Origin of the sequence: Demequina sp. NBRC 110053 (assembly GCF_002090095.1) — a bacterium.
In the GTDB taxonomy this organism is placed as follows: Bacteria; Actinomycetota; Actinomycetes; order Actinomycetales; family Demequinaceae; genus Demequina.
Genome location: NZ_BBRJ01000002.1, coordinates 897448 through 917763, shown reverse-complemented (window position 1 = coordinate 917763; position 20316 = coordinate 897448). Strand labels below are relative to the sequence as shown.

The 20316-nt window shown below is 69.7% G+C and carries 18 protein-coding genes; 17 read left to right on the top strand and 1 reads right to left on the bottom strand.

Annotated elements, in window-relative coordinates:
* From B7K22_RS04315 to B7K22_RS04235, 17 genes are all read left to right on the top strand, one after another.
* Positions 1-552 carry an NADH-quinone oxidoreductase subunit B gene (locus tag B7K22_RS04315; protein WP_084038661.1) on the top strand — a complete coding sequence of 184 codons (552 nt, stop codon included), beginning with the start codon at positions 1-3 and terminating at the stop codon, positions 550-552.
* Complete coding sequence (locus B7K22_RS04310) at positions 549-1259, top strand: NADH-quinone oxidoreductase subunit C (protein WP_084038659.1); 711 nt, start codon at positions 549-551, stop codon at positions 1257-1259. The genes B7K22_RS04315 and B7K22_RS04310 overlap by 4 nt, the downstream gene beginning before the upstream one ends.
* Complete coding sequence (locus B7K22_RS04305; RefSeq protein ID WP_084038657.1) at positions 1256-2599, top strand: NADH-quinone oxidoreductase subunit D; 1344 nt, start codon at positions 1256-1258, stop codon at positions 2597-2599. Before B7K22_RS04310 ends, B7K22_RS04305 begins: the two co-directional genes overlap by 4 nt.
* Positions 2596-3249 (top strand): NADH-quinone oxidoreductase subunit NuoE, encoded by a 654-nt coding sequence (nuoE, locus tag B7K22_RS04300; RefSeq protein WP_084038655.1) that lies wholly within the window; start codon positions 2596-2598, stop codon positions 3247-3249. Before B7K22_RS04305 ends, nuoE begins: the two co-directional genes overlap by 4 nt.
* A complete protein-coding gene (gene nuoF, locus B7K22_RS04295) occupies positions 3246-4571 on the top strand; it encodes an NADH-quinone oxidoreductase subunit NuoF (protein ID WP_084038653.1) in 1326 nt (441 codons plus the stop codon). Before nuoE ends, nuoF begins: the two co-directional genes overlap by 4 nt.
* Positions 4568-7078: an NADH-quinone oxidoreductase subunit G gene (locus B7K22_RS04290; RefSeq protein ID WP_084038651.1), complete on the top strand. Its 2511-nt coding sequence runs from the start codon at positions 4568-4570 to the stop codon at positions 7076-7078. The genes nuoF and B7K22_RS04290 overlap by 4 nt, the downstream gene beginning before the upstream one ends.
* Positions 7078-8457: an NADH-quinone oxidoreductase subunit NuoH gene (gene nuoH, locus B7K22_RS04285; protein WP_084038649.1), complete on the top strand. Its 1380-nt coding sequence runs from the start codon at positions 7078-7080 to the stop codon at positions 8455-8457. The genes B7K22_RS04290 and nuoH overlap by 1 nt, the downstream gene beginning before the upstream one ends.
* Positions 8454-9215: an NADH-quinone oxidoreductase subunit NuoI gene (gene nuoI / locus B7K22_RS04280; RefSeq protein WP_084038647.1), complete on the top strand. Its 762-nt coding sequence runs from the start codon at positions 8454-8456 to the stop codon at positions 9213-9215. Before nuoH ends, nuoI begins: the two co-directional genes overlap by 4 nt.
* A complete protein-coding gene (locus B7K22_RS04275) occupies positions 9208-10011 on the top strand; it encodes an NADH-quinone oxidoreductase subunit J (protein ID WP_084038645.1) in 804 nt (267 codons plus the stop codon). The genes nuoI and B7K22_RS04275 overlap by 8 nt, the downstream gene beginning before the upstream one ends.
* Positions 10008-10307 (top strand): NADH-quinone oxidoreductase subunit NuoK, encoded by a 300-nt coding sequence (gene nuoK, locus B7K22_RS04270; protein WP_084038643.1) that lies wholly within the window; start codon positions 10008-10010, stop codon positions 10305-10307. The genes B7K22_RS04275 and nuoK overlap by 4 nt, the downstream gene beginning before the upstream one ends.
* A 7-nt stretch (positions 10308-10314) precedes the next feature.
* Positions 10315-12195 (top strand): NADH-quinone oxidoreductase subunit L, encoded by a 1881-nt coding sequence (gene nuoL / locus B7K22_RS04265; RefSeq protein ID WP_084038641.1) that lies wholly within the window; start codon positions 10315-10317, stop codon positions 12193-12195.
* A 3-nt stretch (positions 12196-12198) separates the two neighbouring features.
* Positions 12199-13695, top strand: coding sequence for an NADH-quinone oxidoreductase subunit M (locus tag B7K22_RS04260; RefSeq protein ID WP_084038639.1), 1497 nt, complete (start codon positions 12199-12201; stop codon positions 13693-13695).
* Complete coding sequence (gene nuoN, locus B7K22_RS04255) at positions 13692-15272, top strand: NADH-quinone oxidoreductase subunit NuoN (protein WP_084038637.1); 1581 nt, start codon at positions 13692-13694, stop codon at positions 15270-15272. The genes B7K22_RS04260 and nuoN overlap by 4 nt, the downstream gene beginning before the upstream one ends.
* An 8-nt stretch (positions 15273-15280) precedes the next feature.
* Positions 15281-16279 (top strand): polyprenyl synthetase family protein, encoded by a 999-nt coding sequence (locus B7K22_RS04250; RefSeq protein WP_084038635.1) that lies wholly within the window; start codon positions 15281-15283, stop codon positions 16277-16279.
* 163 nt (positions 16280-16442) lie between these two features.
* Positions 16443-17102, top strand: a complete 660-nt coding sequence (locus B7K22_RS04245) for an O-methyltransferase (RefSeq protein ID WP_084038633.1) — start codon at positions 16443-16445, stop codon at positions 17100-17102.
* Between the two features lie 80 nt (positions 17103-17182).
* The gene (locus B7K22_RS04240) at positions 17183-17722 is read left to right on the top strand and encodes a sigma-70 family RNA polymerase sigma factor (protein ID WP_084038631.1); all 540 of its coding nucleotides are present in this window, start codon (positions 17183-17185) and stop codon (positions 17720-17722) included.
* Positions 17722-19281 (top strand): hypothetical protein, encoded by a 1560-nt coding sequence (locus B7K22_RS04235; RefSeq protein WP_084038629.1) that lies wholly within the window; start codon positions 17722-17724, stop codon positions 19279-19281. The genes B7K22_RS04240 and B7K22_RS04235 overlap by 1 nt, the downstream gene beginning before the upstream one ends.
* A gap of 19 nt (positions 19282-19300) precedes the next feature.
* Here the strand turns inward: B7K22_RS04235 and rarD are convergent, their stop codons facing one another.
* The gene (gene rarD, locus B7K22_RS04230) at positions 19301-20242 is read right to left on the bottom strand and encodes an EamA family transporter RarD (RefSeq protein WP_084038627.1); all 942 of its coding nucleotides are present in this window, start codon (positions 20240-20242) and stop codon (positions 19301-19303) included.
* Positions 20243-20316: the final 74 nt, after the last annotated feature.

The following is a 20316-nucleotide window of genomic DNA, read 5'->3' as shown; positions in this document are numbered from 1 at the left end:
ATGGGTATTGAAGAGAGCGCACCTCCGTTCATGCTCGGCACGGTCGAGAAGTTCGTGGGCTACATGCGAGCAGGATCGCTGTGGCCCGCGACGTTCGGCCTCGCGTGCTGCGCGATCGAGATGATGGCCACCGGCACGCCGCGGTTCGACATCTCCCGCCTGGGCTCCGAGGTCTTCCGCGGCTCGCCGCGGCAGGCCGACATGATGATCGTGGCCGGCCGCGTGTCGAACAAGATGGCGCCCATCGTGCGCCAGGTCTACGACCAGATGGCCGAGCCCAAGTGGGTCATCTCGATGGGCGTGTGCGCATCCTCGGGCGGCATGTTCAACAATTACGCGATCGTGCAGGGCGTCGACCACGTCGTCCCTGTGGACATCTACCTCCCTGGCTGCCCGCCGCGTCCCGAGATGCTGCTGCACGCGCTCCTCGAGCTCCAGCAGCAGGTGCGGGACCGCCCCATGGGCGCCAACCGCCGCGAGATCGCCGCCGCGGCCGAGCGCGCCGCACTCGAGGCGACGCCCACCTCGGACATGAAGGGGCTGCTGCGGTGACCGACGGAAGCGACATCCAGGCAGGCGTGCCGGCGGCCCCGTCGTCGGAGGGCCGTCAGCCGCTCACCCTCATCAACGTCCGCGAGGGCGCCTTCGGTGCGCGCGGCGACACCTCCGGCTACGACGGCCTGGTCGATCGCGTGCACATGCCCGGCGCCTCCGAGCGCCCCTACGGCGAATGGTTCGACGGGGTGGTGGACATCCTCACCGAACTGCTGGGCGACGCTGCCGACGACGCGATCGAGTATGTGGTCGTCGACCGCGGCGAGCTCACCCTGTACATCGCGCGCGAGCACCTGGTCGCCGTCTGCCAGCACCTGCGTGACGACCAGGATCTGCGCTTCGAGATGTGCCTGGGCGTGTCAGGCGTGCACTACCCCGCGGACACCGGCCGAGAGCTGCACGCGGTGTACCCGCTGCAGTCGATCACCCACAACCGCCGCCTGCGGCTCGAGGTCGCCGTCGCCGACGGCGACGCGCGCATCCCCTCGGTGACCTCCGTCTACCCCATGAACAACTGGCACGAGCGCGAGACGTGGGACTTCTTCGGCATCGTGTTCGATGGCCACCCCTCGCTCGCGCGCATCGAGATGCCGGACGACTGGGTGGGCCACCCGCAGCGCAAGGACTATCCGCTCGGCGGCATCCCCGTCGAGTACAAGGGCGCGGAGATCCCCTCGCCCGACGAGCGGAGGCAGTACCGATGAGCACCCAGACCGCGCACGCGACCGGGGCCTTCGTCGAGGACCCCGACGCACCCGAGTACACCGTCTACGGCGGCGACTGGACCGAGGTCGTCGACGAGGCCAAGCGCCTGGGCCAGCAGCGCATCGTCGTCAACATGGGCCCGCAGCACCCGTCCACCCACGGCGTGCTGCGCGTGATGCTCGAGATCGAGGGCGAGACCGTCACGGAGACCCGCGCCGGCATCGGCTACCTGCACACAGGCATCGAGAAGAACATGGAGTACCGGACGTGGACGCAGGGCGTCACGTTCTGCACCCGCATGGACTACGTGGCCTCGATGAGCCAGGAGCTCGTCTACTGCCTGGGCATCGAGAAGCTGCTGGGCATCACGGATGACATCCCCGAGCGCGCCTCCGTCCTCCGCGTCCTGATGGCGGAGCTCACGCGCATCGGCTCTCACCTGGTCGCGGTCGGCACCGGCGGCAACGAGCTGGGCGCCACCACCATCATGACCACGGCCTTCGTGGGCCGTGAGGAGACGTTCCGCGTCATCGAGGCGATCACCGGCCTGCGCACCAACAACAACTACATCCGCCCAGGCGGCGTCTCGCAAGGCCTGCCGGAGGACGGGATCGCGCAGCTGCGCGCGATGATCCCCAAGGTCAGGGCCAAGCTCGACGAGCTGGTGGCGCTGCAGCTCAAGAACCCCATCCTGCAGCTGCGCCTCAAGAACGTCGCCGAGCTCAACCTGTCCGCGTGCATGGCGCTGGGCATCACCGGCCCCATGCTGCGCGCCACCGGGCTGCCGTACGACCTGCGCAAGTCCGAGCCGTACTGCGGCTACGAGACCTACGACTTCCAGATCCCCACCAGCACCGACCAGGACGCCTGGTCGCGCATGGTGCTGCGCATGGAGGAGTGCTACGAGTCGCTCAAGATCGTCGAGCAGTGCACGGACCGGCTCGAGCAGCTGGGCGACGGCCCTGTCATGGTCGCCGACAAGAAGATCGCGTGGCCGGCGCAGCTCGCGCTCGGTCCTGACGGCCAGGGCAACTCGCTGGACCACATCCGCCACATCATGGGCGAGTCCATGGAGGCGCTCATCCACCACTTCAAGCTGGTGACCGAGGGTTTCGACGTCCCCGCCGGCCAGGTCTACCAGGCGATCGAGGGCCCGAAGGGCCTGCTCGGCGTCCACCTGGTCTCCGACGGCGGCACCAAGCCATGGCGCGCGCACTTCCGCGACCCCGGCTTCAACAACCTGCAGGCGCTGGGCATCATGTGCGAGGGCGGCCAGGTCGCCGACGTCGTGGTCGCCATCGCGTCGATCGACATGGTCCTGGGAGGCGTCGACCGATGACCTACGACGCAGACGCGCTGGCACAGCTCGAGTCGGACGCGGCCGAGATCATCGCCCGCTACCCCGTCAAGCGCTCCGCCCTGCTTCCGCTGCTGCACCTCGTGCAGTCGGTCGACGGCTACGTGAGCCCCGACGGCATCGCCTTCTGCGCGCGCCAGGTGGAGCTGACGAGCGCCGAGGTGAGCGCCGTCGCGACGTTCTACACGCAGTACAAGCGCCGTCCCAACGGCGAGTACCAGGTGGGGGTGTGCACCAACACGCTGTGCGCGATCATGGGCGGCGACGAGATCTGGCGCCAGGTCTCCGAGCACTGCGGCGTGGGGCACGACGAGACCACGGCGGACGGCAAGATCACCCTCGAGCGCCTCGAGTGCAACGCCGCGTGCGACTACGCGCCGGTGATGATGGTCAACTGGGAGTTCTTCGACAACATGACGCCCGACCGGGCGCTGCGCGTGGTCGACGACATCCTCGAAGGCCGCGACGTGAAGCCCACCCGCGGGCCCGCCAAGGTCGCTTCGTTCAAGGAGGTCTCGCGGGTGCTCGCGGGCTTCGAGGACGGCCGCGCCGATGAGGACCAGGGCATCGGGGAGCCCACGGTCGTGGGGCTCACGATCGCCCGCGAGCAGGGCTGGGAGGCATCCAAGTGACTGACCTGACGCCGGTGCTGAGCGCCACCTGGGACGCGGAGCAGTCCTGGAAGCTGGGCACCTATGAGAACGCGGGCGGCTACGGCGCCCTCAAGAAGGCCCTCGGTCTCGCCCCTGCCGACATCGTCCAGGCAGTCAAGGACTCGGGCCTGCGAGGCCGCGGTGGCGCCGGCTTCCCCACGGGCATGAAGTGGGGCTTCCTGCCGCCAGACGACGGCAAGCCGCGCTACCTCGTGGTCAACGCCGACGAGTCCGAGCCCGGCACGTGCAAGGACATCCCGACCATGCTGTCCGCGCCGCACGTCCTGGTCGAGGGCGTCGCCATCACGTCGTACGCCATCGGCTGCAACCATGCCTTCATCTACGTGCGCGGAGAGGTGGTCCACGTCTACCGCCGTCTGCTGCAGGCCGTGCGCGAGGCGTACGAGGCGGGCCACCTGGGCAAGGACATCCACGGCAGTGGCTACGACCTGGACGTGACGGTCCACGCTGGCGCCGGCGCCTACATCTGCGGCGAGGAGACCGCGCTGCTCGACTCGCTCGAGGGACGGCGCGGCCAGCCGCGTCTGAAGCCCCCGTTCCCCGCCGTCGAGGGCCTGTATGCCCGCCCCACGGTCGTGAACAACGTCGAGTCGATCTCGTCGGTCCCGGCGATCATCGACAAGGGGGTGGAGTGGTTCACCTCGATGGGCACCGAGCGCTCCAAGGGCATGGGACTGTTCTCCCTCTCGGGCCACATCGAGCGCCCCGGTCAGTACGAGGCGCCGCTGGGCATCACGCTGCGCGAGCTCATCGACATGGCGGGCGGGATGCGCGGCGGCAAGCAGCTGAAGTTCTGGACGCCCGGCGGGTCCTCGACCCCGCTGTTCACCGACGAGCACCTCGACACCCCCCTCGACTACGAGTCGGTGGGCGCCGCGGGCTCGATGCTCGGCACGCGCGCGCTGCAGATCTTCGACGAGACCACCTGCGTGGTGCGGGCCGTGTCCCGCTGGACCGAGTTCTACAAGCACGAGTCGTGCGGCAAGTGCACCCCCTGCCGCGAGGGCACGTTCTGGCTCGACCAGATCCTCGAGCGCCTCGAGCACGGCCACGGCACGGAAGCTGACATCCAGCAGCTGCTCGACACCTGTGACTCGATCCTCGGGCGCTCGTTCTGCGCGCTCGGCGACGGCGCGACCAGCTCCATCACGAGCTCCGTCACGCTGTTCCGCGAGGAGTACGAGCAGCACGTGACGGAGGGGCGATGCCCGTTCGACCGTGCGGAGTCCGCACTCTTCGACTACGAGACTTCCGAGGCGACCGAGGAGGCGCACGCATGACCTCGACCGCAGACAAGGCGACAGCCGAGGTCGTCGAGACCGTCACGCTCACCATCGACGGCACCGAGGTGACCGTCCCGAAGGGCACGCTCATCATCCGCGCCGCCGAGCAGGTGGGCATCAACATCCCGCGCTTCTGCGACCACCCTCTGCTGAAGCCGGCCGGCGCGTGCCGCCAGTGCCTGGTCGACGTGGCCGCCCCCGACCGCGAGGGCAACGTCAGGCCGTTCCCCAAGCCGCAGGCGTCCTGCACGATGACGGCGATGGACGGCATGATCGTCAACACCCAGAACACCTCCGATGAGGCCAAGAAGGCTCAGGAGGGCGTGATGGAGCTGCTGCTCATCAACCACCCGCTCGACTGCCCGGTGTGCGACAAGGGCGGCGAGTGCCCGCTTCAGAACCAGGCGATGAGCCACGGTCACGCGGAGTCGCGCTTCATCGACGTCAAGCGCGTGTTCGAGAAGCCGCTCGCGCTGAGCTCGGAGATCCTGCTCGATCGCGAGCGCTGCGTCCTGTGCCAGCGCTGCACCCGGTTCTCGAAGGAGATCGCGGGCGATGCCTTCATCGACCTGCAGAACCGCGGCGCGATGCAGCAGATCGGCACGTTCGACGAGGATGTGCTCGACTTCGACGGCTACGAGCCCATCGGCGTCGCCGCCGAGGACGAGTCCGGCAAGGCCTTCTCCTCCTACTACTCGGGCAACACGGTCCAGATCTGCCCGGTCGGCGCGCTCACGAGCGCCGCGTACCGGTTCCGATCCCGCCCCTTCGACCTCGTGTCGAGCCCTGGCATCTCGGAGCACGACTCGTCCGGCGCCGCCATCCGCACCGATCACCGTCGCGGCAAGGTCCTGCGTCGCCTGTCCGACAACGACCCAGTCGTCAATGAGGAGTGGATCACCGATAAGGACCGCTTCGCGTTCGCATGGCAGAACCTCTCCGACCGCCTCGAGCGCCCGCTCGTGCGCGGCGAGGACGGCGAGCTCCATGAGGCCTCCTGGCCCGATGCGATCGCGCGCGCGGCAGCGGGCCTGCGCGCTGCGGCCGGCCGCACCGGCACCCCCGCCGACAGGAAGGCGAAGGGCGTGGGCGTGCTGCCCGGCGGCAGGGTCACGCTCGAGGACGCCTACGCCTATCAGAAGTTCGCTCGCGTGGCGCTCGGCACGAACGACGTCGACGCCCGCACCCGCGGCGCCTCCGACGAGGAGCAGGCGTTCCTGGGCTCGTCGGTCGCCGGCACCGGGCTGGGCGTCACCTTCGGCGACCTCGAGAAGGCGCCGACCGTCCTGCTCGTCGGCTTCGAGCCCGAGGACGAGGGCGGCGTGGTCTTCCTGCGCCTGCGCAAGTCCGTGGGCCGACAGAGCGTCCTGACCGTCGCGCCTTTCCTGTCGCGCGGCGCCGAGAAGCTCTCCGCGAGTCTCATCCAGACGGCCCCCGGAGGCGAGGCGGGAGCGCTCGCCGCGGTCAAGGCGGGCACGGACACGGCCGATGCGCTCTCGGAGGACGGCGCCGTCGTCATCCTTGGCGAGCGGCTCGCCACGGTCCCGGGTGCGCTGGCCGAGGCACTGCGCCTGGCCAAGCGCACCGGCGCCCGCCTCGCGTGGATCCCGCGTCGCGCGGGAGAGCGCGGCGCGGCTGAGGCCGGCGCGCTGCCGGGCCTGCTGCCCGGCGGGCGCGACGCTGCCTCGGAGGCCGCGCGCGACGCCGTCGCGCAGGCCTGGTCCGTCGGTTCGCTCCCCGAGGCCGCGGGTCGCGACGCCGCCGGCATCATCGCGGCCGCCGCGGCGGGCGAGCTCTCCGGACTGGTCGTCGGCGGCGTGACGCCGTCCGACCTCACGGCGGACCTGCGCGCTGCGCTCACGGCGACCGACTTCGTGGTGTCGCTCGAGGTGCGACGCACCGAGGTGTCTGAGCACGCCGACGTGGTCCTGCCCGTGGCGCCCACGTTCGAGAAGCCTGGCACCTTCGTCAACTGGGAGGGCCGGCTGCGCGGCTTCGCCACCGCGATCCGCACCGAGGCGATCTCCGACCACCGCGCGCTCGACTTCCTGGGCCGCGAGCTCGGCGTCGACCTGAAGGTCGGCACGGTCGCGGACGTCAACGAGCAGCTCGCGGTGCTGGGTGCCGCGCCTAAGGGGCAGCGCATGAAGGCGCCGACCGTCAAGGCGGCCAAGCCCGCGCCGGCCACGGGAGACCAGCTGATCCTCGCGTCGTGGCACATGCTCGTCGACGAGGGAGCCCTGCAGGACGGCGAGCCCTACCTCGCCGGAACGGGACGCACCGCCGTCGCCCGCCTGTCGGCGCACACGGCCGAGCGCATCGGCGTCAAGGACGGCGTGGTCACGATCACCGGCGCTGCCAAGGGAGCGATCGAGCTGCCCGTGGTCGTCACCGAGATGGCCGACGGCGTGGTCTGGGTGCCCGCCAAGTCGCCCGGTTCCTGGGTCGCGCAGGAGCTGGGCGTCGAGCCCGGCACGCTCGTGACCGTCAAGGGAGGCATCTGATGCACGGCCTGTCCCTGCTCGCCACGGAGGTGGCCGACCCGGCTGATCTCACCGTGACCGAGGCGCTGGCGAACGACTCCATCTGGATCTCGATCATCAAGGCCGTGATCATCCTGGTGTTCCTGCTGACCTCCGTGCTGTTCGCGGTGTGGTTCGAGCGCCGCGTGATCGGCCGCCTCCAGGAGCGCCCCGGCCCCAACCGCCACGGCCCGTTCGGACTGCTGCAGTCCGTCATGGACGCGATGAAGCTGCTGTTCAAGGAGGACATCACCGTCCGCGCCGCTGACAAGGTGCTCTACATCGCCGCGCCGGCGATCTCCGTGTTCTGCGCCTTCCTGATCTTCTCCGTGATCCCGTTCGGCCCGGTCACCCACATCCCGTTCACCGACGTGCACACGCCGTTGATGCTGACCGACTTCCCCGTCGCGATCCTGTTCATCCTCGCGTGCGCCGCGCTCGGCGTGTACGGCATCGTCCTGGGCGGCTGGGCCTCGGGGTCGACGTACCCGCTCATGGGCGCGATCCGCTCCACCGCCCAGGTGATCTCCTACGAGCTCGCGATGGGGCTCGCGTTCGTCACCGTGTTCCTGCTGGCGGGCACCATGTCCACCTCGGGCATCGTCGAGTCCCAGACCGACCGCTGGTGGATCTGGCCGCTGTTCCCCGCCTTCGTGCTCTACATCATCTCGATGGTGGGCGAGACCAACCGCCTGCCCTTCGACCTGCCCGAGGCCGAGGGCGAGCTTGTCGCGGGCTTCATGACCGAGTACTCGTCGATGAAGTTCGCATGGTTCTTCCTCGCGGAGTACATGAACATGATCAACGTGTCCGCGGTCGCGGCGACGCTGTTCATGGGCGGCTGGCGCGCGCCGTGGCCCGCCTCGTGGCCCGGCGCGGAGATGCTCAACTCGGGGATCTTCCCGCCCATCTGGCTGATCATCAAGATCTGGCTGCTGATGTTCCTGTTCGTGTGGATCCGCGGCTCGCTGCTGCGATTCCGCTACGACCAGTTCATGAAGTTCGGATGGAAGATCCTCATCCCGGTCGGACTCGGCTGGCTCGTGTTCTTCGCCGTGGGCCGCCAGGCGTTCGCGGCGTGGGGCCGCGACCTCAACGTGTTCGACGCGGTCGCCGGCCTGGTCGCCGTGCTGCTGACCATCGCGGTGATCAGCTTCATCAAGGGCGAGCCCCAGCCGGAGCCCGAGCCCGAGCCGGAGGAGCTCGATGCCTTCGCGGGCGGCTACCCGGTGCCCCCGCTGCCCCACCAGACCCTGCCAGCGTCGCCCCGGTCCGGAAGGACCGTCGAGGCGCGCACCGGCGCCGCCGACACGCAAGCCGTCGACAAGCAAGCCGTCGATACGCAAGGAGAGCCCGCATGAGCGAGCACGACGACGTCTGGAAGGTGAATCGCGAGCGCGACGGGGAGGCTCAGCGCTTCGAGTCGAACTTCCCCGAGTACGGACCCATCGCGAAGACCTTCGCGCCCGTCGCCGGGTTCGGCGTGACGCTGCGCAACTTCTTCCGACCCACCGTGACCGAGCAGTACCCGGACGAGAAGACCCCGGCGATGCCCCGCTACCACGGCCGCCACCAGCTCAATCGCTACGCGGACGGCCTCGAGAAGTGCATCGGCTGCGAGCTGTGCGCGTGGGCGTGCCCAGCGGACGCCATCTACGTCGAGGCCGACTCGAACACCGAGGACGCCCAGTACTCGCCGGGCGAGCGCTACGGCCGCGTCTACCAGATCAACTACCTGCGCTGCATCTTCTGCGGCCTGTGCATCGAGGCGTGCCCCACCCGTGCGCTCACCATGACCAACGAGTACGAGCTGGCGGGACCCACGCGCGAGGGCCTCATCTACGAGAAGCAGGATCTGCTGGCGCCCATGGAGGACGGCATGCTCGCCGCTCCGCACCCCATGGTCCCCGGCACGGTCGATGACGACTACTACAAGGGCGATGTGACCCAGGTGGTCCAGGAGCAGACGGCCTGGGTGCGCGAGCGCCGGCCCGATGACCCGACGCTGCCCGAGAACCGCTCCGCTGAGGACGATGCCAGCTCGCGCCCCGCGCAGCAGTCCCCGGATGCCGCGCTGAGCGGCCCCGCCGGCCCGGTGGGAGGTCGCACCCGTGGTTAGCCCCGTGCTGTTCTGGGTGGTCGCCCTGCTGACGGTGATCCCCTCGCTCGCCCTGCTGTTCGCGCGCAAGGCCGTGCACATCGCCATGTCGATCGTGCTGGTCATGGTCGGGCTCGCCGCGGCCTACGTCGGCCTCGGCGCGCCTTTCCTGGGCGTGGTGCAGATCGTCGTCTACACCGGCGCCGTGATGATGCTGTTCCTGTTCGTGCTGATGCTGGTGGGCGTCGACCAGCGGGAGAACCTCAAGGAGACCATCAAGGGTCAGCGGTGGATAGCGTTCTTCACCGCCGGCGGCCTCGCCGTGCTGCTGATCGCGGTGATCGGCCGCGTGACGATCGCGCCGGCGGACGAGGTCGTGGGCGATCCCGAGGCGATCGCGCTCGTGCTCTTCGACCGCTACGTGCTCGTCATGGAGGTCCTCGGGATGCTCCTCATCACGGCCGCGATCGGCGCGCTCGTGATGACGCACACGCCGCGCCTCCTGCCGCGCAAGACTCAGGCGGAGCTGCACGCCGCGCGTGTGCTCGCCGGCGCGGACCCGGTCAACAAGCCCATGCCGGGCGTCTTCGCGCGCCACAACGCGCTCGACGTCCCTGCGCTCGACCCGGACGGCAACCCCATCGAGCACTCGGTCTCGCGCGTGCTCGAGGTGCGCGATCAGATGTCGGACGGCGCCGAGTTCCGGGAGCGCCTCGACAGCACCGCCAACCCCGAGGACCACCAGCGGCCGCACCACGCGCCCTCGCGGGAGTCTGACCAGCGCGCGCCCCGCGCGAGCGAGGAGGACGGCAAGTGAACGCCATGGCCTTCGTCTACCTCGCCGCGATCCTGTTCTCGATCGGCTCCGCGGCCGTGCTGCTACGCCGCAATGCCATCGTCGCCTTCATGGGTGTCGAGCTCATGCTCAACGCGGCCAACCTCGCGCTGGTCGCCTTCTCCCGTCTCCACGGTCAGCTCGACGGCCAGATCATGGCGTTCTTCGTCATGGTCGTCGCCGCTGCCGAGGTGGTGGTGGGCCTCGCGATCATCATCGCGGTGTTCCGCGCCCGCCAGACCATCTCGCTCGACGAACCCGCCGAGCTGAAGGGATAAGCCTGCAATGCAGTCACTGATCTGGCTCGCCATCGCGCTGCCGCTGGCGAGCGCCGCGATCCTCCTGTGTCTGGGACGCAGGGCCGATGCGTGGGGTCACTGGGCAGGAGTCGCCGCCTCGGGCGGCGCCTTCCTTGTGGGCGCCGGGGCTCTGCTCGAGATGCTGGGCAAGCCCGCTGAGGAGCGAGCGCTCGACACCACCCTGTACAGGTTCATCCCCGGTGGCGACCTGCAGGTCGACGTCGGCCTGCTCGCTGACCCGCTGTCCATCACGTTCGTGCTGCTCATCACCTTCGTGGGCACGCTGATCCACGTGTACTCCGTGGCGTACATGGAGCACGACCCCGACCGCCGTCGCTTCTTCGCCTACCTCAACCTGTTCGTCGCAGCGATGCTGCTGCTGGTCCTCGCGGACTCGTACCTGCTGCTGTTCGTCGGCTGGGAGGGTGTGGGCCTGGCCTCCTACCTGCTCATCGGCTTCTGGAACCAGAGGCGGGAGTACGCGACGGCCGCGAACAAGGCGTTCTTCGTCAACCGTGTGGGAGACATCGGCCTCATCATCGCGATGGGTCTGATGTTCACCTACTTCGGCGGCCTGGACTTCGCGACCGTCGCCGAGTCGGCGCCGGCCGCGACCACCGCCCAGCTCACGGCCATCGGCCTGATGCTGCTGGTCGCCGCGTGTGGAAAATCCGCACAGTTCCCGCTGCAGTCCTGGCTGGGCGACGCGATGGCCGGCCCCACACCCGTCTCCGCGCTCATCCACGCCGCGACCATGGTGACGGCCGGCGTGTACCTCATCGTCCGCTCCGCGCCCGTGTTCAACGGCGCGCCCGACGCGCAGGTGGTGGTCGCCGCCGTGGGCGCGTTCACGCTGCTGCTGGGCGCGTTCATCGGCATGGCCAAGGACGACATCAAGAAGGCGCTCGCCGCCTCGACGATGTCTCAGATCGGCTACATGATGCTCGCCGCCGGGCTTGGGCCCATCGGCTACGCGTTCGCCATCTTCCACCTCGTCACGCACGGCTTCTTCAAGGCCGGCATGTTCCTGGGCGCCGGCTCCGTCATGCACGGCATGAAGGACCAGGTGGACATGCGCCGGTTCGGGGCGCTGCGCACCGCGATGGTGGTGACGTGGGTGACCTTCGGGCTCGGCTGGCTCGCGATCCTGGGCGTCCCGCCCTTCTCGGGCTACTTCTCGAAGGACAAGATCATCGAGGCAGCGTTCGTGGGCGAAGGCTGGCAGCCCTGGGTGTTCGGCGGAGCGGCGCTCATCGGCGCCGGTCTGACGGCGTTCTACATGTCGCGCCTGTTCTTCATGACCTTCCACGGCAAGGCGCGGTGGACGGACGACCAGCACCCGCACGAGAGCCCCGCGCTCATGACGGTGCCGATGATCATCCTCGCCGTCGGCTCGGCCTTCCTCGGACTGTTCCTCGCCGTGGGCGACCGTTTCACCCACTGGCTCGAGCCCGTCACCGGCCACGCCGAGCACCACGAGCCCGTGCTGCCGATCCCCGTGATCATCGCCGCCACGCTCATCCTGGTCGTGCTGGGCGCGGCGTTGGCGTGGTTCAAGTACGGTCGCGGCGACGTGCCCGAGGAGGCGCCGGCGGCGTCCCTCGCGACCATCACCGCCCGCAGCGACTTCTTCCAGGACTCGGTCAACCGCGCGGTGTTCCAGCGCCCCGGTCAGCACCTGACCCGCACGCTGGTCTATGTGGACGCCGCCGTCGTCGACGGCGCGGTCAACAAGCAGGCGCGCGGGTGGGCCAGCCTGGGGGAGGCCTCGCGCCGCCTCCAGAACGGCCAGGTCCGCTCCTACGCCGCGACCATGCTCGTAGGTCTCGTCATTCTGGCTGCCGTCATCGTGGTGGGGGGTCTCTAAGCCGTGTTCCCGTTCCTGACCATCCTCGTCGCGCTGCCCGCCGTGGGCGCCGCGGTGCTGTGGGCCCTTCCCGCATCGGCGCGCAGCCGCGCCCGCGAGGTCGCGCTGGGCGTGACCGTCATCGAGATCGTGCTGTTCGCCATCATGGCGCTCCAGTTCGACAAGGGTGATGCCGGCGCGTTCCAGTTCTCCGAGACCTACGCCTGGATCCCGCAGATCGGCACCAGCTGGGCGCTCGGCATCAATGGCATCGGCCTGCTGCTCATCGCTCTGTCCGTGATCCTCACCCCGCTCGCGATCCTCGCCGCGTGGCGCGAGGACAAGGACGTCAAGGCGCGCCGCGACTACATGGCGCTCATCCTGGTGTCGCTCAGCTTCATGGTCGGCATCTTCGCCGCGCGCGACGTGTTCCTGTTCTACGTGCTGTTCGAGGCCATGCTGATCCCGCTGTACTTCATGATCGGCCGGTTCGGCGGCCTGCAGCGCCGCTACGCCGCGGTGAAGTTCCTGCTGTTCTCGCTCGCGGGCGGCCTCATCATGCTCGTCGCGGTGGTGGCGCTGTACTTCGCGGGCCCCGGCGGCGAGCAGGCGTTCCTCACGGATGGCCTCACCGGGTCGCTGGACCTGTCCGTGGGCCAGGAGCGACTGATGTTCCTGGCTTTCTTCCTGGCCTTCGCGATCAAGGCGCCCATGGTGCCGGTGCACACGTGGCTTCCCGACGTGGCCGAGACGGCGCGCCCGGGCACGACCGCCCTGCTCGTCGCGGTGCTCGACAAGATCGGCACCTTCGGCATGATCTCGCTGTGCCTGGTGCTGTTCCCTGAGGCCGCGCAGTGGGCCGCGCCCGGCATCATCGTGTTCGCCGTCATCTCCGTGATCTACGGCGCACTGCTCGCGATCGGGCAGCGGGACATGATGCGCCTGGTCGCGTTCACCTCCGTGAGCCACTTCGGCGTGATGATCCTGGGCATCTTCGCGTTCCAGCAGACGTCCATCGAGGGTGCCGCGCTGTACATGTTCAACCACGGACTGTCGACGGGCGCGCTGTTCCTGCTCGTGGGCTTCCTGGTCGCTCGCACGGGCACGGCGGACGTCGAGGCCTACGGCGGTCTGCAGCGGGTGGTGCCGGTGTTCGCCGGGACCTTCCTCGTCGTCGGCCTGTCCTCCCTGTCGCTGCCGGGGCTGTCGCCGTTCGTGTCGGAGATCATGGTGTTCGTGGGCGCGTACCCCGTGGCTGCCGTCGCGGTCATCATCTCGGCGATCTCCGTGGTGCTCGCGGCGCTGTACATCCTGCGCACCTACCAGCGCGTGTTCACCGGGCCTGTGCCCGAGCCCGTGCCGGCGGTGCGCGACCTGACCCTGCGCGAGCGGCTCGTCGCCTGGCCGCTCATCGCCCTGATGGTGCTGCTGGGCTTCGCTCCCGGCGTCGCCATCGACTACCTGCGCGAGCCGTCTGCTGACGTGGTCGCCCAGGTCACCATCGAGGAGGCCGGCGCGTGAACTTCGTGACCCCCGAGATCTCGTGGGCGCCGCTGGCCCCCATCATCATCGTGCTCGGCGCGGCCGCCATCGGCGTGCTCATCGAGGCGTTCATCCGCACGCCGGCGACGCGCCGCTCGGTGCAGTTCGTCTACAGCCTGATCGCGCTGGTCGTCGCGCTCGGCGTGGCAATAGTCCAGTGGGTGGCGCTCGAGGGCGGCGGCACCGTCGTCGCCCAGTCCATGCTGACGGTGGACCGCCAGTCCCTCGCATGGCAGACCATGCTGCTCGTGTTCGGCATCCTCGGCCTGATCCTGTTCGCGTCGCGCACCCGCGCCGGGGAGTCGGCATTCACCCCGCTCGGCTCGACCGCGCCCGGCTCGATCGAGGAGACCGTCGCCCGCCGCCGCGGCTTCGAGGCGACCGAGGTCTTCCCGCTGCTGCTCTTCGCGGTGGGCGGGATGATGCTGTTCACGTGCGTGACGGACTACGTGTTCCTGTTCGTCGCGCTCGAGGTCTTCTCGCTCGCGCTGTACATCATGGTGGCGCTCGCGCGCCGCCGGCGTCTGATGTCTCAGGAGGCGGCGCTCAAGTACTTCCTGCTGGGCGCCTTCTCGTCCGCGCTGTACCTGTTCGGCGTGGCGCTCGTCTACGGTGCGACCACGCAGACGTCGTTCGTCGAGGTCGGACGCGGCATCGATGCGATCAGCGGCCGCGAGCCCCTCCTGCTCGCCGGCGTGGCGCTGGTGCTCGTGGGCCTGCTGTTCAAGATCGGCGCCGTGCCATTCCACTCATGGACGCCGGATGCCTACCAGGGCGCCCCCACCCCGGTCACCGCGTTCATGGGAGCGGCGACCAAGGCGGCGGCGACGGCCGCTCTCGTGCGCATCGTCTACACCTCGCTCTACCCCCTCGAGTGGGAGATGAGCTGGGTGTTCTGGGCCGTCGCCATCGCCTCGATGGCGCTCGGCACCGTGCTCGCGCTGGTGCAGACCAACATCAAGCGCATGCTCGCCTACTCTTCGGTCGCGCACGCCGGCTTCATCCTGGTGGCCTTCGCAGGCTTCACCGAGGAGGCGATCGCCGCGCTGCCGTTCTACCTGCTCGCCTACGGTCTCGCGACCATCGGCGCCTTCGCGGTGGTCTCGCAGGTGCGCGAGCGCGGCGAGGACGGCGGCGTGGGCGCGGAGGCTGTCCGGCTCGGCCAGTGGGCCGGGCTGGGAAGGCGCTCACCGCTGCTGGCGGGCGCGATGGCACTGTTCCTGCTGTCCTTCGCCGGCATCCCGCTCACGGCCGGCTTCATCGCCAAGTTCGAGGTGTTCTCCGCTGCGGTCGCCGGCGGCGGCTGGCCCCTCGTGCTGATCGGTGTGATCGCCTCGGCCGTCGCCGCGTTCTTCTACGTCAGGCTCGTGGTGCTGATGTTCCTGACGGACGTGCCCGACGGCGCTGAGGATGCGATCGAGGTGGAGGATGGCTCGCTCGCTAGGCTGGTGATCATGGTGACCGCCGCAGCTGTGCTCGTGCTCGGAATCCTGCCCTCCGGCGTGCTCGACGTCTACGCCGACGCCGCGCAGTTCCTCGTGCTGCCGAACGGCTGAGCCCTCCGATGACCCAGCTGCCGCTCGGCTCGCCGTCGCTCGACGCCAAGCTGACGCCCCGCCTCGCACTCGTCGAGGAGCGGCTGCGGGATGCGGTGGCGCAGTCGGATCGCCTCGCGGACGCCACCTCCCGCCACCTCGTGGACGCTGGGGGCAAGCGACTGAGGCCGATGCTGACGCTGCTGACCGCACAGCTGGGCGACGGCGCCCGACCCGAGGTGGTCGAGGCTGGCGTCGTGGTCGAGCTGACGCATCTCGCAACGCTCTACCACGACGACGTCATGGACTCCGCGCCCACGCGGCGCGGAGCACCGGCCGCGCACGAGGTGTGGGGCAACTCCGTGGCGATCCTCACCGGGGACCTGCTCTTCGCACGAGCCTCGCGCGTGGTCGCCGGCCTCGGGCCGGAGGCCGTGCGCATCCAGGCGCAGACGTTCGAGCGGTTGTGCCTGGGCCAGCTTCATGAGACCGTCGGTCCCGCGCCAGAGGACGACCCGATCGAGCACTACGTCCAGGTGCTCGCTGACAAGACGGGATCGCTGATCGCGACATCAGCGCGCTTTGGCGCGATGTTCGCCGGCTGCACGCCCAGCGTGGTCCAGTGCGTCACGGAGTACGGTGAGCTCGCCGGCGTCGCGTTCCAGCTCGCCGACGACGTCATCGACGTGCGCTCGGACGCTGAGACGACCGGCAAGACACCCGGCACCGACCTGCGCGAGGGTGTGCCCACCATGCCCGTCCTGCTGCTGCGCGCCCTGGTCGCGAGCGGCGACGCGACGGCGCAGGACGCGGCACTGCTCGCCGACATCGACGGCGACCTCGCCTCGGACGAGGCCCTTGCGAGCGTCGTGGAGAGACTCGCCGTGCACGACGTGGTCGATCAGACCAGCCGGCTCGCGCAGGACTGGGCGCAGCGCGCCAAGGCCGCGGTCGAGCCGCTGCCGGACGGCGAGGTGCGCGATGCGCTGCTCACCTTCGCCGACGCCCTCGTGGCGCGGGCCGCCTGACCCAGCGGGCGCATCGTCCCTCCCCCAGGTGCGCGAATTGGGCCCAACTCGCGCATCAAGGGCTCTAAGTGAGCGAGTTGGGCCCCACTCGCGCACTTCGGGACATCGTCGAGCGTCCACTCGCGGACACCTCGGCCGTGCATCCGCCCTCTAGGGTGGGTCCATGGACCAGCGCTGGACGAACGTCGACACCTATGTCGAGGAGGCTGTGCTCGGCGCGGACCCCGATGGCGATCGGGTGCTGGCCGCGCAGCGCTCGGCCGGGCTGCCCGACATCGCCGTCAGCCGTGCGCAGGGAGCCCTGCTGAGCGTGCTGGCCCGGTCGATCGGCGCGGAGCGCGCCGTCGAGTTCGGCACGCTGGGTGGGTACTCGACGCTGTGCCTGGCGCGTGCCCTGCCGCCGAGCGGGCAGGTGGTCACCTTCGAGATCGATGAGCGTCATGCGGCCGTCGCACGCGCCAGTCTCGACGAGGCCGGCGTGGGTCACCGCGTGACCATCCGGGTGGGGCCCGCCATCGACAACCTCGTCACGCTCGCCTACGACGAGCCCTTCGACCTCGCCTTCATCGATGCGGACAAGCCCCACAACGTGCACTACTACGAGGCGGCGATGACGCGGATGCGGCCTGGTGGCATCGTCATCGTCGACAACGTGGTGCGCGACGGCGCGGTCGCCGATGCGGCATCGACCGATGCGCGCGTGCAGGGCTCGCGCGCAGTCCTCGAGCGCGTGGGCGCCGATCCCCGTGTCGAGGGGACCGTGCTGCAGACGGTCGGCTCGAAGGGCTACGACGGATTGCTGCTCGCGACTGTCCTGGACTGAGCCAACCCTTGCTCGCCACCCAACGATTCCTGGCGCGGCTCCGTTCAGGGGGGTAGAGCAACGAAGCAAGGGGAGAGACGATGGTGTCGTGGCAGCCGCTGGTCGAGCAGCTGGTCCGTGAGCGGGGGCCGCGCCTGACCGCCTACGCCGCGCTGCTGGTGGGGCGCGACGGCGACGCCGAGGACCTGGTGCACGATGCGCTGGTGAAGGTGTTCTCCAAGCGACGCCGCCTGGAGTCGGTGGGCGAGGCAGAAGCCTATGTGCGATCAGCCATGCCCAGCATCGTCATCGATCGTGCCCGGAGCGCCGCGAGCCGGCGTCGTGCGATGGACCGCTCCTTCGAGCGCGAGCCTGCGCGACCCGATCTGGAGGCGGGCCTCGACGTGCGCCGGGCACTGCGCGAGCTGGCACCCCGGGAGCAGGTCTGCGTGGTGCTGCGCTTCTTCGATGATCTCACGGTGCCGCAGATCGCGGACCGGCTGGGGCTCGCGCAGGGGTCGGTCAAGCGCTACCTGTACGACGCGACGGCGCGCCTGGCCCCGCTGCTGGATGTGACCGAGGACTGGGAAGAGGAGCCGATGACCATCGATGTGGTCGCGGCGAAGGGCAGGGGACAGTGATGCGAGAGTTGCGAGACGTCATTCACGATGCCTTCGACGGGCACGCGCGCGCGCTCGATGGCGCGGCTGCGGGCGTGCCGACGACGGCGCTCCGGGAGATCCGGAGGCGCAGGCGCGGGCGTGCGGCAGCCTCGGTGGCCGGGGCCGCCGCAGCGTGCACGGCCATCGCTGTCGCGGCCGTCGCGATGCCGACCCTGCGTGACGACGGTGGAGCTCTGGCGCCGTCGACCGTGGCCGCGGAGTCGTCGACCGCTCCCTCTGCGGCGACCGTCGAGCCGGTCGTCCTGCCGAGCCCCGCCGCCGGGGCCCCGGCGTGGTGCTACCTCGACACGTACCCGGCGCCCAACGCCGAGGCGTGGGGCCCGGCTGGTTACGCCGGCCGCCTCTACGAGAACTACGACACGGGCGAGGCGGTATGGGTGTTCCCGGATGGCACCCGGGCCGAGCCCGGGGACCCGGACGTCCCCGACTACGTCCATCGCATGAATCCAGAGCACGCTGCGACCATGCCGTGGTCGCATCTCGCCATCGACTTCAGCACGGACGGAAGCGCGGGCGGCACCGCCTATCTCGCCGGCCCTGAGGGCCCCGGGCTGGGCTACGAGTGGACCACGGTCGCGCCCGAGTCGGCTCCGGAGTGGGTCGACCCGCAGCGGCTGATGGAGGTCCACACGGCGACGCTGGGCTTCGGGGGCACGGGGCTCGGACCTGCCGTGGCCGGGGCCGATGCCGTGGTCGAGACCGTGGTGCGGTACGCCGACGGCACGGAGGAGGCCGTGAGGATCGGTCGCGGAGAGCCGGGCGCGACCATCGCCGAATACGACGGCCTGGTGAGCGCCTCCATACGTGCGACCGCCACCGACGGCGAGACCTACGAGATCACCTCGCACTACGACGCGACGCAGACCTACGAGGCGGCGTGCGGGGTGCCGGTGCCGATCAGTGCAGCAGGCGCCAGCGGCGGCGCCCCTGAGCCGGAAGGCTTCGTTGCGGAGCCCTACCTGGAGGGCCCGGAGTCCGCCATCTTCCGGTGCTCAGCGCCGGTCCCAGCGGAGCTCATCTCGGAGCCCACACGGCTCGAGCGCCACACCGGCCGATACTTCGACGTCGAGGAGGCCGGGATCGAGTTCGACTTCGGAGAAGGCGGATACATCCTGGGCGCACCCGAGGCGACGTACGAGGGGGTCGAATGGCAGGGTCGCATGGACACCGGGTGGAACAGCACGTCCTTCGAACGCGCCGGACAGGTCGAGGGCAATGTGGTGTACGAGGCGCTGATCTGGGTCGACGACGATGACCGGATCATCGCGCGGCAGCAGCACTACACGGAGGAGGATGAGGGCCTGGTCTTGGGCTACGGCCAGGACGATCTCTACCCGATCCCCGGAACCCAAGCCGGCGACCGCCTCTGGTACATCGGCGACACCTCCCACCTCGCGCTGGCGTGCGACGGTGTGGATCCCGACGACGTCGCACAGGCGGAGCTCGGCCTGATCTACGGCTACGGCCCCAGTGCCGACGAGATGACCTGGCAGGTGTACTTCCCCGAACGCGGCTGAACGGCGTGGCGAGGCGGTGTCAGACCGGTTCGGCGGGCTCGACCCGCGCCTCGCCGCGCCGCGAGCGCCCCAGCCGCCATCCGTCCACGGTCAGCACCACCAGCGCGACCCACACCAGGGAGAATCCGATCCACCGGGACACGGGCATCGGCTCGCCGAAGTGCCACACAGCGAGGATGAACATCAGTGTGGGGGCGATGTACTGCAGCAGTCCTGTGACGTACAGCGGGAGCCGCCGGGCGCCGGCCGCGAACAGCAGCAGCGCCCCCGCCGTGAACACCCCGGTCGACATCAGCAGCAGGTCGTGCCCGCCGCCGAGCCCCTCCGCGCCGCGCACCGCGAACGTCTGCCTCCCGCTGTCGTGAATCCACCACAGGCCCACGAGGGCCGCGGGAGCGAGCACGAGCGTCTCGACGGTGAGCCCCGTGAGCGCGTCGACAGATGAGCCCACGCGCTTCTTGATGAGTCCATAGAGGCCGAAGGACGTCGCCAGCGCGAGCGCGATCCACGGGAACTCGCCCAGCCCCACGCCGATGACGACCACGGCGATGGTCGCGATCCCGATGGCGACCACCTGTAGCCGCCGCAGCCGCTCGCCCAGGAAGACCACGCCCAGCGCGACCGTGAACAGCGGGTTGATGTAGTAGCCCAGGGCCGCGGAGTTCACGTGCTCGGTCACGGTCGCGTACACGTAGATCAGCCAATTGATGGCGATGAAGAACGCCGCGAGCGCGAGGATCCCGAGGGTGCGCGGGTTGGTCAGCGCTGACCGCACGCGCCGCCACGCATCCACCGCGGCGACGATGATGGCGCATACGAGCACCGACCACACGGCGCGATGCGCGGTGATCTCAAGCGCGCCCGCCGGCTTGAGCGCGGCCATCAGCAGCGGGAAGGTCCCCCAGATCAGGTACGCGCCGGCGCCGTAGGCGAGGCCCGCTCTGCTCAGGGGTTCGCTCACCTGGGCATTGTGTCACCGCGCACCGCCCACTGCACCGCGCCGATGCGGGTGCGAGCGAGGATCCAGGCTCCAGT